Annotated in this window: 15 protein-coding genes; 8 read left to right on the top strand and 7 right to left on the bottom strand. The window is 69.3% G+C overall.

Translation table 11 applies throughout. The annotated features are described in order from the left end of the window. Positions 1-287 precede the first annotated feature (287 nt). Positions 288-527: a hypothetical protein gene (locus tag ASF58_RS22395; protein WP_055958157.1), complete on the top strand. Its 240-nt coding sequence runs from the start codon at positions 288-290 to the stop codon at positions 525-527. A gap of 66 nt (positions 528-593) precedes the next feature. On the opposite strand, the gene ASF58_RS22390 is transcribed toward ASF58_RS22395, so the two are convergent. Both ASF58_RS22390 and ASF58_RS22385 read right to left on the bottom strand, forming a co-directional pair. After that, the gene (locus ASF58_RS22390; protein WP_055957861.1) at positions 594-1088 is read right to left on the bottom strand and encodes an N-acetyltransferase; all 495 of its coding nucleotides are present in this window, start codon (positions 1086-1088) and stop codon (positions 594-596) included. Further along, the gene (locus ASF58_RS22385) at positions 1085-2659 is read right to left on the bottom strand and encodes a glucan biosynthesis protein G (RefSeq protein WP_055957858.1); all 1575 of its coding nucleotides are present in this window, start codon (positions 2657-2659) and stop codon (positions 1085-1087) included. Before ASF58_RS22385 ends, ASF58_RS22390 begins: the two co-directional genes overlap by 4 nt. A 677-nt stretch (positions 2660-3336) precedes the next feature. Here ASF58_RS22385 and ASF58_RS22380 point away from each other — a divergent pair. Next, positions 3337-4503 (top strand): type III PLP-dependent enzyme, encoded by a 1167-nt coding sequence (locus tag ASF58_RS22380; RefSeq protein WP_055957857.1) that lies wholly within the window; start codon positions 3337-3339, stop codon positions 4501-4503. 155 nt (positions 4504-4658) lie between these two features. Continuing rightward, complete coding sequence (locus ASF58_RS22375; protein WP_055957854.1) at positions 4659-5228, top strand: N-acetyltransferase; 570 nt, start codon at positions 4659-4661, stop codon at positions 5226-5228. A gap of 24 nt (positions 5229-5252) precedes the next feature. Here ASF58_RS22375 and ASF58_RS26780 read toward each other — a convergent pair whose 3' ends face one another. Beyond that, positions 5253-5429 carry a hypothetical protein gene (locus ASF58_RS26780; protein ID WP_200930240.1) on the bottom strand — a complete coding sequence of 59 codons (177 nt, stop codon included), beginning with the start codon at positions 5427-5429 and terminating at the stop codon, positions 5253-5255. A 320-nt stretch (positions 5430-5749) separates the two neighbouring features. Between ASF58_RS26780 and ASF58_RS22370 the strand changes: the two genes are divergently transcribed. The 4 genes from ASF58_RS22370 to ASF58_RS22355 all read left to right on the top strand — a co-directional run bounded on the left by ASF58_RS22370 (position 5750) and on the right by ASF58_RS22355 (position 9004). Beyond that, the gene (locus tag ASF58_RS22370) at positions 5750-7195 is read left to right on the top strand and encodes a saccharopine dehydrogenase NADP-binding domain-containing protein (RefSeq protein WP_055957851.1); all 1446 of its coding nucleotides are present in this window, start codon (positions 5750-5752) and stop codon (positions 7193-7195) included. Between the two features lie 153 nt (positions 7196-7348). Then, a complete protein-coding gene (locus ASF58_RS22365; protein ID WP_055957848.1) occupies positions 7349-7693 on the top strand; it encodes a hypothetical protein in 345 nt (114 codons plus the stop codon). Positions 7694-7717: 24 nt separating this feature from the next. Next, complete coding sequence (locus ASF58_RS22360) at positions 7718-8560, top strand: DUF1206 domain-containing protein (protein WP_055957845.1); 843 nt, start codon at positions 7718-7720, stop codon at positions 8558-8560. Between the two features lie 108 nt (positions 8561-8668). Continuing rightward, complete coding sequence (locus ASF58_RS22355) at positions 8669-9004, top strand: hypothetical protein (protein ID WP_055957841.1); 336 nt, start codon at positions 8669-8671, stop codon at positions 9002-9004. A 61-nt stretch (positions 9005-9065) separates the two neighbouring features. On the opposite strand, the gene ASF58_RS22350 is transcribed toward ASF58_RS22355, so the two are convergent. The 4 genes from ASF58_RS22350 to leuD form a co-directional block, all read right to left on the bottom strand. Beyond that, entirely contained in the window at positions 9066-9989 is a 924-nt protein-coding gene (locus tag ASF58_RS22350; protein ID WP_055957838.1) for an NAD-dependent epimerase/dehydratase family protein, read from the bottom strand. Continuing rightward, positions 9974-10390 carry a RidA family protein gene (locus tag ASF58_RS22345; RefSeq protein WP_055957836.1) on the bottom strand — a complete coding sequence of 139 codons (417 nt, stop codon included), beginning with the start codon at positions 10388-10390 and terminating at the stop codon, positions 9974-9976. Before ASF58_RS22345 ends, ASF58_RS22350 begins: the two co-directional genes overlap by 16 nt. Then, positions 10387-11592 (bottom strand): lytic murein transglycosylase, encoded by a 1206-nt coding sequence (locus tag ASF58_RS22340; RefSeq protein ID WP_055958154.1) that lies wholly within the window; start codon positions 11590-11592, stop codon positions 10387-10389. Before ASF58_RS22340 ends, ASF58_RS22345 begins: the two co-directional genes overlap by 4 nt. Positions 11593-11761: 169 nt before the next feature. Next, the gene (gene leuD / locus ASF58_RS22335) at positions 11762-12364 is read right to left on the bottom strand and encodes a 3-isopropylmalate dehydratase small subunit (RefSeq protein ID WP_055957832.1); all 603 of its coding nucleotides are present in this window, start codon (positions 12362-12364) and stop codon (positions 11762-11764) included. A 182-nt stretch (positions 12365-12546) separates the two neighbouring features. Here leuD and ASF58_RS26775 point away from each other — a divergent pair, with 182 nt between their 5' ends. Then, complete coding sequence (locus ASF58_RS26775; protein ID WP_181017318.1) at positions 12547-12714, top strand: hypothetical protein; 168 nt, start codon at positions 12547-12549, stop codon at positions 12712-12714. Positions 12715-12795 lie beyond the last annotated feature (81 nt).

The following is a 12795-nucleotide window of genomic DNA, read 5'->3' as shown; positions in this document are numbered from 1 at the left end:
CGGGAGACGAGGCCTAAACCCCCTACCCGTTTTCGCGGACGAGGGCGGGAGTCCGGTCGGCCGCTCCGCGAACGGATCCGTCGCCCGCGGCCGACGATCTGGCCCACATCACCCGGCTCCGGCGCTCTCGCCGGGGCTCATGTGCAAGGTCTCAGGTGGACGTCGCAGGACATCGTCAACCGAAGATTCGCAATGCGGCAGATTTCGGTTGGGCGGCCTTCGAACAAGCGGAACGGTTTCTCGATGATCGCCGTTGGGGCTGCAGATTTTCCTGAAGGGAGATGTACATGCGCAACCCCATCATCGCCGCCCTGACCCTGGCAACGCTGTTCGGCGCTTCGGCCGTTCAGGCCGAGACCACGGTAATCCGCCGCGACGCGCCCGACACCGTCGTGGTCGATCGCCCCTCAACCGAGAGCCGCACGGTCGAGCGCCGGGAGTCCGGCGACGGCTGCTCCTCCAAGACCGTGACCAAGGAGAACGATCTCGGCGACCGCAAGACGGTCACCAAGGAGAGCTGCGACTGAACCAGCCGTCCGGTTTCGGAGGCCTGCCGCGCCCGCTCCGGTCCCACCGGGGCGGGCTTTCGCGTCTCAGAGAGACTTCTCGTAGCGCCAGGCTTCCATGCCGTCCTCGTAGTAATCCCGGATGACGGCGAAGCGCAGGTAACCCCGGCGTTCGTAGAGCCGGATCCCGGCACCGTTGTCGGCGCGGACTTCGAGGCGCAGACGCGCGCAGCCATGGGCGCGCGCATCCGCTTCGGCGGCGTCGAGAACGAGGCTGCCGAGCCCGAGACCGGACCGCGCCGGGGAGACGGCGATGGAGGAGAGTCGGGCGCTGCGGCTGCCGCGCCGGCGCTCCAGCGTGGCCGACCCGACGAGGGTCGCCTGTCCCGCCTCGTCGCGGATGATCGCCGCCAGGAGCGACATGCTGGTCGAGCGGATGGCGTGGCGGATGGCACGCCGCTCCGCGCGGTCGCTGGCGAAGGCGGCGTGTTCAAGGGCCACCAGGGCGTCGAGATCGGCCAGCGTCGCCGGGCGGATCTCCACCCGCGGCGCCGTTTCAGACCTGATCGAGGACGCGCTCACCGGGCCGTCCAGGGATAGACCCAGGTTTCCGACAGGGCACGCCCCGAGGCCCGCAGGAACACGCGCAGGTCGGTCGCCTGACCCGGCGCCTCCAGGGTCACGTCGAAGGCCGCGCGCAGGCCCTGGATATGCGGGTTCGGCGCCACCGAGCTGTGCGTGATACGGCCCAGGGCGGTGCTTGCCACCACCTCCACCCGGCTCGGATCGGCGCGGTAGTAGTCGAGATCGCCGCCGGCGAAATCCACGAGGAAGCGCCGCGTCAAGCCGCCCTTCTCCTCCTCCGCCTTGGCGGTGCCACTGGCCAACGGGGCGACGCTGAAGGTGTTGATCACGCGCCCGCCCGGATGGAGCGGAGCCCCGCCGACGGCACGAACCCGGTAGGACAGCATGACCGGCGTGCCGGCCGGATAGGGGCTCGCTGGCCGCCAGCACGCGACGATGTTGTCGTTGGTCTCGGTGTCGGTGGGCAGCTCCATCAGCATTACCGCGCCCTCGCCCCACGGGCCGTCCGGCTCGACGAAGTAGCCGGGCCGGCGGTCGTAGGAGGCTTCCAGGTCCTGGTAGGTTTCGAAATTCCGATCGCGCTGCATCAGCCCGAAGCCCTTCGGGTCGCGGTCGACGAAGCTGGAGATGCGCCGGTCGCGCGGATTGTGGAGCGGACGCCACAGCCACTCCCCGCTGCCCGCCGCGATCTGGAGCCCGTCGGAATCGTGAAGCTCCTGCCGATAGTCGTCGGCGTGGCGACGGTCGTTCTCGCCGATGAAGAACATCGAGGTGAGCGGGGCGAGGCCCACCGTCGCGAGGTCGACCCGTGGGATCAGGGTGGCGCGCACCGCCACGCTGGTCGCGTCACCCGGCGTCACAATGAACTGATAGGCACCGGTGAGCGACGGGCTGTCGAGGAGTGCGTAGATCATCAGCGCATCGTCGGCCTTGTCCGGCACGCCGACCCAGAACTCGCGGAAAACCGGAAATTCCTCGGGGCCGCCCTGCCCCTCGACGTTGACTGCCAGTCCCCGGGCCGAGAGGCCGTAGAGCTGATCGCGCCCGAGGAAGCGATAGTAGCTCGCCCCGAGGAAGACGATGAGCTCATCGAGCAGGTTCGGCTTGTTCAGCGGCGCATGGATGCGCAGGCCGGCGAAGCCGAGATCGACCGGCAAGGCCTTGTCCAGCTTCGTGCGCCCCATGTCGTAGAGGCTCGACTGGTAGGGAATCGGCGTCGCCACGCCACCGCGGACGAGGTTCACCGTCACCGGACGGGTGTAGAGGAAGCCGAGATGGAAGAGCTGGAGCCGGAACGGGCTCCCGTCGCCGAGAAACGCCTTGTCCGGCTTGAAGCGGATGTCGCGCCAGGCGTCGTAGTCGAGCTTGGCGATCGGCGCCGGCAGGGTCGGGACGCGGGCCTCGTAGGCAACCTTGGCAAGGTCCTGCGCCCGGCGCTCCACGTCGGCGAAGCCGAAGGGGGTCTCCGGACGCCCTTCGCGGCGTTGCGCCCGCGCCTCCACGGTTGCCGCGAGGAGGGTCGTGGCCGCGAGTCCCTGGACGATTCTGCGCCGGTTGGGTTCTGACATCGTCCTGCGATCCGGTGCGCCTTGAGAGAAAACCGTGCGCTTGATGGCCCGTCCGCACGACCTTGGGAAGGGCCCATCGTCTGCTGGGCGTCGGTGTCCGCGGCGTTTCTGCAACAGCCCGGGAAGACAACCCGGTTTCGGGTGAAAAATCGCGGTTTTCCCTTGTGGCGAGAACACCCTGACCGTATATGCGCCTTGCCCAATTTCGCACGTGCCTGTGGCCGCGTGTCGGTTGGTGGGCATCCGGCCAACTGCCGGACAGCCGCCAGGGGTCTTAAAGGATCGATGGTCGACAGGGTGGATTCCCTCCGGCCGGCATCCAGGTGGCAACACCGGACCCCGACAACAACCGGCAGCCGGAGGCGAAACCGGCGAACCCCGCTCTCCACGGGGGACGCAGCTTAAAGCAACGACGAACGGGCTTTTTTGGTCTCGTCGGCCCTCCAAAGGCCGGCACCGAAGAGGCTTGTTTCTCTTTGCCCGGCGTGCGGTGGGGACCCCCCTTCCAATCCAAGGCAGCTTCCGGGTGCTCTTGCGCCCGCGATGCCCTCGCGTGTCTCCAAAGCACGTGGCGCGTCGCGTCGCAGCGCCCCCAGACGCCGGACGGCATCCTGTCGTCCTGACATTCGACAGCGCGCCCCGCGAGGGCGCTCGCGAACCTGTGGGTTGGAACGAGCATGACCGATCGTATCCGCGATTTCCTGCGCGCACGCCGTGACATGGGCCAGGACGAGGGCCCGGTGATGGTGCTCGACCTCGATGTCGTGCGCGACAACTACACCGCCTTCGCCCGTGCGCTGCCCGACACCCGCGTGTTCTACGCGGTGAAGGCGAACCCGGCGCCGGAGGTGCTGCGGCTGCTCGCCGAGATGGGCTCCTGCTTCGACACCGCCTCGGTGGTCGAGGTCGAGATGGCGCTCGCCGCCGGGGCCACCGCCGACCGCGTCTCCTTCGGCAACACCATCAAGAAGGAGCGCTGCATCACCCGCGCGCTCAAGCTCGGCGTGCGTCTCTTCGCCGTCGACTGCCAGGCCGAGGTCGAGAAGATCGCCCGGGCCGCCGATTCGGCGGGCGTCGAGGCCGGCGACGTGCAGGTGTTCTGCCGCATCCTCTGCGACGGGGCCGGCGCCGAGTGGCCGCTGTCGCGCAAGTTCGGCTGCGTGCCGGAAATGGCCGTCGACGTGCTGGAGCACGCCTACCGCCAGGGCCTCACCGCCTACGGCGTCTCGTTCCATGTCGGTTCGCAGCAGGGCAATACCGGTGCCTGGGACGGCGCCCTCGCCTCCGCCGCCACGATCTTCGAGGACTGCGCCCAGCGCGGCATCACCCTGTCGATGGTCAACCTCGGCGGCGGCTTCCCGACCAAGTACCTCAAGGCGGTGCCGGGCGTGGAATCCTACGGCGACGCGATCTTCCGCGCCCTGACCAAGCACTTCGGCAACCACATGCCGGAGACGATCATCGAGCCCGGTCGCGGCATGGTCGGCAATGCCGGCGTGATCGAGGCCGAGGTGGTGCTGGTGTCGAAGAAGTCCGACGCCGAGGACGAGGTGCGCTGGGTCTACCTCGACATCGGCAAGTTCGGTGGGCTCGCCGAGACCATGGACGAGTCGATCCGCTACGCGATCCGCACCGAGCACGACGAGGACCGCATGGCCCCCTGCGTGCTCGCCGGCCCGACCTGCGACTCCGCGGACGTGCTGTACGAGAAGGTACCCTACCCGCTGCCCGTATCGCTCTCCATCGGCGACAAGGTGCTGATCGAGGGGGCCGGCGCCTACACCACCACCTACGCGGCGGTCGCCTTCAACGGCTTCCCGCCCCTGCAGCAATACGTGATCTAAACCTCTTCACGGTCATGACGCGAACGCCGGGCGTTTCCCTGAGGGACGCCCGGCGGTGGAACCCCACAGTCCCGCCCCGTGCAGGTCGACGGCCTCGGTCGCAGCCTGAACGGACTCGTCCTGTCGCCTGCCCAACGTTCGGGAAGGGTGCGGCCTTGGTCCAGATTCGTGATGAAGTGGCCGGCGACGTCGTCGCCCGCGAGCAGCTCCTTGACGCCTGCTTCGGCGAGGCTCGCCGCCTGAAGACGTCCGAGCGCCTGCGCGAAGGCCGGCTTCCGGCGGAGGGCCTCGCCCTCACCGCCGAGAAGGACGGTCGCGTCGTCGGCACCTGCCGTCTGTGGCATGTCGAGGCCGGCGCCCGGCGCCCGGCCCTGCTGCTGGGGCCGCTGGCGGTCGACCCGACGATCCAGGGGCTCGGCCTCGGATCGATCCTGATGCGGGCTGCCCTGCGTCGTGCGGACATCCTCGGCCACGGCGCTGTGCTGCTGATGGGCGATGCGCCCTACTATGCGCGCTTCGGCTTTTCGGCGGAACGCGCGGAGGGGCTGTTCATGCCCGGCCCGTTCGAGCGCGAGCGCTTCCTCGGGCTCGAGTTGCGTCGCGGTGCCCTGGCCGGAGCACGGGGTATCCTGCGGGCATCGGGTGCCTGGGATCAGGCGGCACCCATCCCCCTTGTGCCGGCGGTGGCCGAGAGCGGCGCAGGCTCCCGACGACGGGTCGCCTGACGGCCGTTCCGGCGAAACCGCGGGTCAGACGGCCGTGTGATGCTCGGTCTTGGTGGCGAGATCGCAGCGGCGCTGGAAGGCGGCATCATGGCGGCGCGTCACCGCGCGAAGCAGCGAGGCCGCCAGGGTGATGATGCCCGGATCGCGGTCGATGGGCTCGTCGACCGGAGCGGCGAGGCGCGAGGTGATGAGTGCGAGCATGGTCGAAGTCCGTGGCGTTGAGGGGACGGACGTTTCCGCGTCGGTGTTCGCTGTTGTTCTGTTGCAGTGCAATATCGGTGTGCGGGGCCGTCGTCGCAATGCGCTGCGGTGGGACCTCGCCCTGCGTACAGGGCATGCGCCGCTTCAAACTTCCGTAAGACTCGGTGCATGGCGCATGAGTCGATTGCCCCGGGGCGGTTGACCGCCGGAGCCGCAAACGCCACTGAGCCCGTCGCTTGTTCGTCATTTGCGCCGCCTAAGGCATGCGGTCGCCGTACGACCACCGACAACGACACGCGTATGAGAAGGACCCGACGCCCATGACCGAAGCCGCCACCGCCTGGCCCGTCCACGGCCGCATCACAGGCCCCATCGTAATGATCGGCTTCGGCTCCATCGGGCGCGGCACGCTCCCGCTGATCGAGCGCCACTTCGAATACGACAAGGCGCGCTTCACCGTCGTCGAGCCCTCCGACGCGCACAAGTCCCTGGCCGATCAGCACGGCCTGCGCTTCGAGCAGGTCGCTCTGACCAAGGAGAACTATCGCGAGGTGCTGACGCCGCTGCTCACCGAGGGCGGCGGCCAGGGCTTCTGCGTGAATCTCTCGGTCGACACCTCGTCGCGGGCGATCATGGAGCTCTGCCGCGAGCTCGGCGCCTTCTACATCGACACCGTCGCGGAGCCCTGGCCGGGCTTCTACTTCGACAAGAACAAGAGCCAGGGCGACCGCACCAACTACGCCCTGCGCCAGGAGATCCTGGACGCCCGTACCGCGAGCCCCGGCGGCACCACCGCCGTGTCGTGCTGCGGCGCCAATCCCGGCATGGTGTCGTGGTTCGTCAAGCAGGCGCTGCTGAACATCGCCGGCGATCTCGGCCTGAAGACCCCTGAGCCGAAGGACCGCGCCGGCTGGGCCGCCCTCATGCGCGAGGTCGGCGTGAAGGGCGTGCACATCGCCGAGCGCGACACCCAGCGTGCCAAGTCGGCCAAGCCCATGGGCGTCTTCGTCAACACCTGGTCGGTGGAAGGCTTCGTCTCCGAGGGCAACCAGCCGGCCGAGCTCGGCTGGGGCACCCACGAGACCTGGATGCCGGAGAACGGCCGCGAACAGGAGAAGGGCTCGCGCTGCGCGATCTACCTGCTCCAGCCCGGCGCCGACACCCGCGTGCGCTCGTGGACGCCGACGGCCCAGTCGCAATACGCCTTCCTCGTGACCCACAACGAGGCCGTCTCGATCTCCGACTACTATACCGTGCTGGAGGGCGAGCGCGCCGCCTACCGGCCGACCTGCCACTACGCCTATCACCCCGCGAACGACGCGGTGCTCTCGCTGCACGAGATGTTCGGCAACGGCGGCAAGGTCCAGGAGACGATCCACATCCTCGACGAGACCGAGATCGTCGACGGCATCGACGAGCTCGGCGTGCTTCTCTACGGCCATGCCAAGAACGCCTACTGGTACGGCTCGCAGCTCTCCATCGAGGAGACCCGCCGCATCGCGCCCTACCAGAACGCCACGGGCCTGCAGGTGACCTCGGCGGTGCTCGCCGGCATGGTCTGGGCCCTGGAGAACCCGGAGGCCGGTATCGTCGAGGCCGACGAGATGGACTTCCGTCGCTGCCTCGAAGTGCAGACCCCGTATCTCGGCCCCGTGATCGGCGTCTACACCGACTGGACGCCGCTGACCGGTCGCCCGGGCCTGTTCCCCGAGGACATCGACACCAGCGACCCCTGGCAGTTCCGCAACGTGCTCGTCCACGGCTGAGACACCACGCCGCCGCGTCCCCGGCACGGCTTCCGCGCCGGGGACGCGGCCGATGCATCCGAAGCCCGTTGTGTCCGGGACTCGCGGACGGCTACGATGGCGTTGCGCAGCGACGCGCCCCATCTTCGTCTCCAGCCAGGACTGTGCCGCCCGGTGCCCCATTTCGAAGATTTCTACGCCAACAAGCTGCGCGGTTCGCTCGGGGTCACCGATGCCGAATCGGTCCTCGACCTGCGCGAGACCAATCGTCCGACCGCGGAGGCTTCGCTGGCGGACATGCTGGAACGCAGTCGCTTCGGGAAGGGCAAGACGGTGGCGATCCGGCTGGCGCCTCCGCCGGAGGGCGGCGGCGAAACCCTGTTCCAACCGATCGGCCGCCTGCTGCTCGAGGCCAAGCGCAAGGGTCTGGTCGATCGATTGCAGACCCTCCCGGCCGGCGACGGTCTCGGGTTCTACGTGGCACTATCCGGCAAGGCTGCGCGTTCCTCCGACGGATAACGTCGCGCGACCCCGGGAAACGCCTTGCTCAACCTCGGACACAACACCATCGAGCGCGTCGCTCGGTTCGGCTACGGCGCCCGCGGCATCGTCTATTGCGTCGTCGGTGGCTTGGCAGTCCTCGCCGCCATCGGCCAGGGCGGCCGCGCCGGCGACAGCGAGAGCGCCCTCCGCTGGGTGCTCGCCGGACCGTTCGGCGTCGTGCTCGTCGGCCTGATCGCGGCCGGTCTGCTCGGGTTCGCGGTCTGGCGCTTCATCGAGAGCGTCACCGATGCCGACCGGCGCGGAACCTCGCTGAAGGGCGCGACCGTCCGGCTTGCCCATCTCTTGAGCGCCGCGATCTATACCGGCCTCGCCATCACCGCCGCGAGCCTCGCCCTCGGCCTCGGGCGCAAGGGCGGTGACGCCACGCAGGACTGGACGGCCTGGCTCCTGGCAAAGCCCTTCGGCCTGTGGCTCGTCGGCCTGATCGGCCTCGGCGTCATGGGGGGCGGCGTCGCCTTCCTGATCAAGGCGTTCAAGGGCGACGTCACCGATCGCCTGAAGCTCGACGCCGACCATTGTCGCTGGGCCAAGCCCGTCGGCCAGTTCGGTTACGCTGCCCGCGGCGTCGCCTTCCTGATCATCGGCGGGTTCTTCATCGCGGCGGCCTGGTATCAGGCCTCCTCGGAGGTGAAGGGCTTGGCCGGCGCCTTCGCGGCCCTGCGCGCGCAGCCCTATGGCTGGGTGCTGCTCGCCATCGTGGCGGCCGGGCATTTCGCCTTCGGCGCCTTCGGTCTGATCCAGGCGCGCTTCCGCCACATCGACGCGCCGGATATCGACCAGACCGACGACGCCGTCGCCGCCGCGATTCGCGCGGTGCACTGACGCCCTCCAGGAACAAGAGCGAACGCACGGGGATTGAGGCCCGAATCGCAGGAGGCGTCCCGAGGCCCATCGGCCGAGGCGGCGCGCCTGACAGAGGGGGAAGCCATCATGCACATTCGTCCGACGATCCTGGCCGGCAGCCTCGTTGCCCTCGGCCTCGGCCTCACGTCCGCTCCGGCGCTCGCGCAGGGCATCTCCATCGGCCCCGGCGGCGTACAGGTCGATCCGGGTTACCGCCGCGGCTACGACGATCGTGGTCCGCCGCGCAGCGAACTGACCCGTGGCGAGGCCGCCCGCATCGCGCGGCGCGAGGGCCTGGTGGATGTGGACGGCGTCGACCGGCGCGGCCCGCGGATGATCGTGCGCGGTTCGGACCGGCGGGGCGACGACATCACCGTCGTGCTCGACAGCCGGTCCGGCGACGTGATCGACGTCCGCCGCTGAGCACACAGGCCGCGAAACCATCCGCGTCGATCGCGGCCCGGCCGGCGATGCCGGGCCTTCGTCAGGCCTGGCTGCGGGCGAAGCGTTCGAGACCCTCGCGGGCCGTGCTCACGGGCCGCCATCCCAGGGTTGCCAGCCCCTCCGCGTGCGCGACGAGGCTGGTGGAGAGGCGGGCATAGGCGCGCTCCTGTCCTGCGAGCCGGCAGGCGAGTGCGAGCAGCGCGGACGGCGCGGGCAGGAGTCCGGCGCGCCGTCCGAAGCCGGCGCGCAGGGCCGTCACCATCTCGGCCGGGGTGAGCGGATCGGGCTCGGCCACGATGAGCGGCCGGCGCAAGGGACCGGGCGCGGCAAGCGACACGGCGACCGCCTGTGCCAGCGATTCCACCGAGACGAGAGAGCGCCGAGCCCCGAGGCTCGCGAAGGGAAGCGGCGCGGCAGAGCGGGCCAGTTGCAGCAGGGTCGCGACATTGCCCGTCACGCCGGCGCCGTAAACCAGGACGGGGCGAAGGGCGACCCAGTCGAGCCCGGTCTCCGCCAGGGCTGCCTCGGCCGCGAGCTTGGAGCGCCCATAAGCCTCGGTCGGGGCTGGCAGATCGGACTCCGTGACGAGTCCGGGCGCCGAGATCCCGGTTTGCGCCCGGATGGAGGACAGGAAGACGAAGCGCTGGACCCGGGCGCGGACGGCCGCCTCGGCGAGACGCAGGGTCGCCTCGGTGTTCGACGCGCGGAAATCGTCCTCGGGCGTGCCCGACATGGTCGGCGACAAGCCCGCGGAATGCACCACCGCGTCGACGCCCGCGAGGGCCGCCGCCATGTTCATCGGCCGGGTCAGGTCGCCGACGACGGCGCTGCTCGCGCCCTCCGGAACCTCCACGGGACGGCGGAGCAGGACGCGCACCCGGAACCCGTGCCGCGACAGGCTTTGCAGCAGGTGCCGCCCGATGAAGCCCGTGGCACCGGTCAGTGCGATCAGCGGTCCACCCATGGGACGAACCCTCCTGACGGCAGCAGCGCCGTGACCTCGATCTCGACCTTCATCTCGGGACGCAACAGACCGGCGACGATGACGAGCGTGGCGGCGGGCCGGATCCCGGCCAGGACCCGGCCGCAGACCGCGAGAACCGCTTCGGCCTCCGTGCGATCCGTGACGTAGTAGGTCGCCCGCACGATCTCCGCGAGCCCGGTCCCGGCCTGCGCCAGGACGTCCCCGATGGTCCGCCAGCAGGCCTCGGCCTGCTCGGTGGCCGAGACCGGCAGCGTCATCGTGGCGTAGTCGTAGCCGGTGGTGCCTGCCACGAAGACGAAGCCGCCCTGCACCACGGCGCGCGAATAGCCGTAGGCCGCTTCGAACGGCGACCCGGAGCTGATCAGGCGCCGTGCGCTCATCCGCGCCGGAGGGCTTCCAGGACCTTGGCCCCGGGCCGACCGGTGGCCGGCATGCCGAGGCTGCGCTCGACTTCCTTGATGGCGTCGCGGGTCTTAGAACCGACCTTGCCGTCGGGTTCACCCACATCGAAGCCGCGCTTGGTGAGGCGGGCCTGAAGGTCGCGGCGCTCGGCCCGCGACAGCGGCGGATCGTCGGTGGGCCAGTCGGCCTGGATGCCGCCCCGCCCGCGCAGACGGTCGGACAGCACCGCGATGGCGAGGCCGTAGGATTCGGCCGCGTTGTAGGAGTAGAGCGCGTCGAAGTTCTTCGTCACCAGGAAGGCCGGGCCGTCGATGCCGGCCGGAAGCAGGATGCCGGCCGGACCTTCGCCCGAGAGGGGACGGCCGTCGACGCGGGTGACGCCCAGCGAGGCCCAGTGGGCGATCGCCTTCTTGTTCTTGCGACCCGCCGCGCCGGCGTTGAAGCCGCGCGGCACCTTCACCTCGTAGCCCCAGGGCTGGCCGTTGTTCCACTTGGCCACCCGCAGGAAGTTCGCCGTGGACGCCACGGCGTCCGGCACCGAATCGACCAGGTCGCGGCGCCCGTCGCCGTCGCCGTCGACGGCGAGGCGCTGATAGGTGGTGGGCATGAACTGCGTCTGCCCGAAGGCGCCGGCCCAGGACCCGTTCAGGCGGGAGGGATCGATATCGCCGCGCTCGATGATCTTCAGGGTGGCCATCAGCTCGCCCTTGAAGAACTCCTTCCGGCGATGGTTGGCACAGATCAGGGTGGCGAAGGACTGCACCAGCGGCATCTTGCCGAGGTTCTTCCCGAAGTTCGATTCGACGCCCCAGACCGCCGCGATGGTGTGCCGGTCGACGCCGTAGCGCGCCTCGGCATTGGCCAGGGCCTGCGCGTGCTGGCGCATGGCGGCCTTGCCGTCGTCGACGCGCTCCTCGTCCACGAGGGCGGCCATGTAGTCCCAGATCGGCGTCTTGAACTCGGGCTGCGCCTGGCTGAGCTCGAGGACCTTCTCGTCGTAGGTGATCCCGGCCGTCGCGGCCCGGAAGGTCTGGGCCGAGATGCCCTGCGCGGCGGCCTGCGCCTGCAGGCTTCCGAGGCAGTCCTGGAAGTCGGCCTGGGCCGGGGCGCAGATCGCCAGGAGGGCCGCGGCCACTCCGCCGGAGAGGGTCGCCGTCTTGCCCGATCGGCCGAATGCCATCGTGTTCTCCGCCAATGCGTTCGTCGAAACCGTGATCGCCGATTCAGGCGATACCAGGGTTAACGAACGGTTGCGGCCGGCACCGAATGACCGGAACGCCCGACGCACAAATCCGGCTGCCCCGTGCCCGACCCTTGGGATCGGGCGCGCGAGCCGGCGTCGATCGCGCTCAGGCGAACCCGCGCGCGGCGAGCTTCTCCTCGTAGGCGTCGATGGCCGGAGCGCGCTTCAGGGTCAGGCCGATCTCGTCGAGGCCGTTGAGGAGGCTCTCCTTGCGGCCGGAATCGATCTCGAAGTGCAGGGTGCCACCGTCCGGGCCCTTGATGGTCTGGGCCTCCAAATCCACCGACAGGGTCGCGTTGGAGCCGCGCTCCGCATCCTCGAACAGCTTCTCCAGATCCTCGGGGGAGACGGTGATCGCCAGGATGCCGTTCTTGGCGCAATTGTTGAAGAAGATGTCGGCGAAGCTCGTGGAGATGACGCAGCGGATGCCGAAATCGGTCAGGGCCCAGGGTGCGTGCTCGCGCGACGAGCCGCAGCCGAAGTTGTCGCCGACCACGAGGATCCTGGCGTTGCGATAGGCCGGCTTGTTCAGCACGAAGTCCGGGTTCTCCGAGCCGTCGTCGCGGTAGCGCATCTCGGAGAACAGGCCCTTGCCGAGACCCGTGCGCTTGATCGTCTTGAGGTACTGCTTCGGGATGATCCGGTCGGTGTCGACGTTGATGATCCGCATGGGCGCCGCGACGCCCTCCAGGGTGGTGAACTTGTCCATGATGGTCGCCGTGGTCCGTGAACGTCGTGCCTGACGGCCGACCCGCTCGGGCGGGCGACCGGTCGCTTCGGCACCGGTCTATCAGGCTGCGGAACGCGCCGGAAGCCGGGCGACCGGTCCCACGTCTCGCGATCGTCGCGCATCGCGCCTATGCTGGGGGTCGCGCACGACAGGGGGCAGCGATGGCCGAGACGACCAACCAGTTCAAGAAGGCGCCCAAGCGCAAAAAAGAGAAAGCGCGCTCGGTGACGGTGTCGCCCGAGATGCGCCAAGCCTACGCGGATCTGATCAAGCAGAAGGAAGAGCGCGAGGAATACGCAAAACACCTGCCCTCCGAAAAGGGCAGGTAAGCGAGACGAGCCGGCGAAGGTTGCTTCGCGCCCGCCCTCCGAGAAGGGCAGGCCATCGTTGAGACGGGAAAGACGCCGAAC

It is taken from the genome of Methylobacterium sp. Leaf125 (assembly GCF_001423085.1).
Lineage (GTDB): Bacteria > Pseudomonadota > Alphaproteobacteria > Rhizobiales > Beijerinckiaceae > Methylobacterium.
Note: the sequence above shows the minus strand (reverse complement) of the source record. Positions and strands in the feature narration are given on the sequence as shown.

Coding starts and splice junctions, on each gene's coding strand:
- leuD (WP_055957832.1), bottom strand. CDS start 12,364: ATGGACAAGTTCACCACCCTGGAGGGCGTCGCGGCGCCCATGCGGATC.
- ASF58_RS22380 (WP_055957857.1), top strand. CDS start 3,337: ATGACCGATCGTATCCGCGATTTCCTGCGCGCACGCCGTGACATGGGC.
- ASF58_RS26780 (WP_200930240.1), bottom strand. CDS start 5,429: ATGCTCGCACTCATCACCTCGCGCCTCGCCGCTCCGGTCGACGAGCCC.
- ASF58_RS22345 (WP_055957836.1), bottom strand. CDS start 10,390: ATGAGCGCACGGCGCCTGATCAGCTCCGGGTCGCCGTTCGAAGCGGCC.
- ASF58_RS22395 (WP_055958157.1), top strand. CDS start 288: ATGCGCAACCCCATCATCGCCGCCCTGACCCTGGCAACGCTGTTCGGC.
- ASF58_RS26775 (WP_181017318.1), top strand. CDS start 12,547: ATGGCCGAGACGACCAACCAGTTCAAGAAGGCGCCCAAGCGCAAAAAA.
- ASF58_RS22340 (WP_055958154.1), bottom strand. CDS start 11,592: ATGGCATTCGGCCGATCGGGCAAGACGGCGACCCTCTCCGGCGGAGTG.
- ASF58_RS22370 (WP_055957851.1), top strand. CDS start 5,750: ATGACCGAAGCCGCCACCGCCTGGCCCGTCCACGGCCGCATCACAGGC.
- ASF58_RS22385 (WP_055957858.1), bottom strand. CDS start 2,659: ATGTCAGAACCCAACCGGCGCAGAATCGTCCAGGGACTCGCGGCCACG.
- ASF58_RS22355 (WP_055957841.1), top strand. CDS start 8,669: ATGCACATTCGTCCGACGATCCTGGCCGGCAGCCTCGTTGCCCTCGGC.
- ASF58_RS22350 (WP_055957838.1), bottom strand. CDS start 9,989: ATGGGTGGACCGCTGATCGCACTGACCGGTGCCACGGGCTTCATCGGG.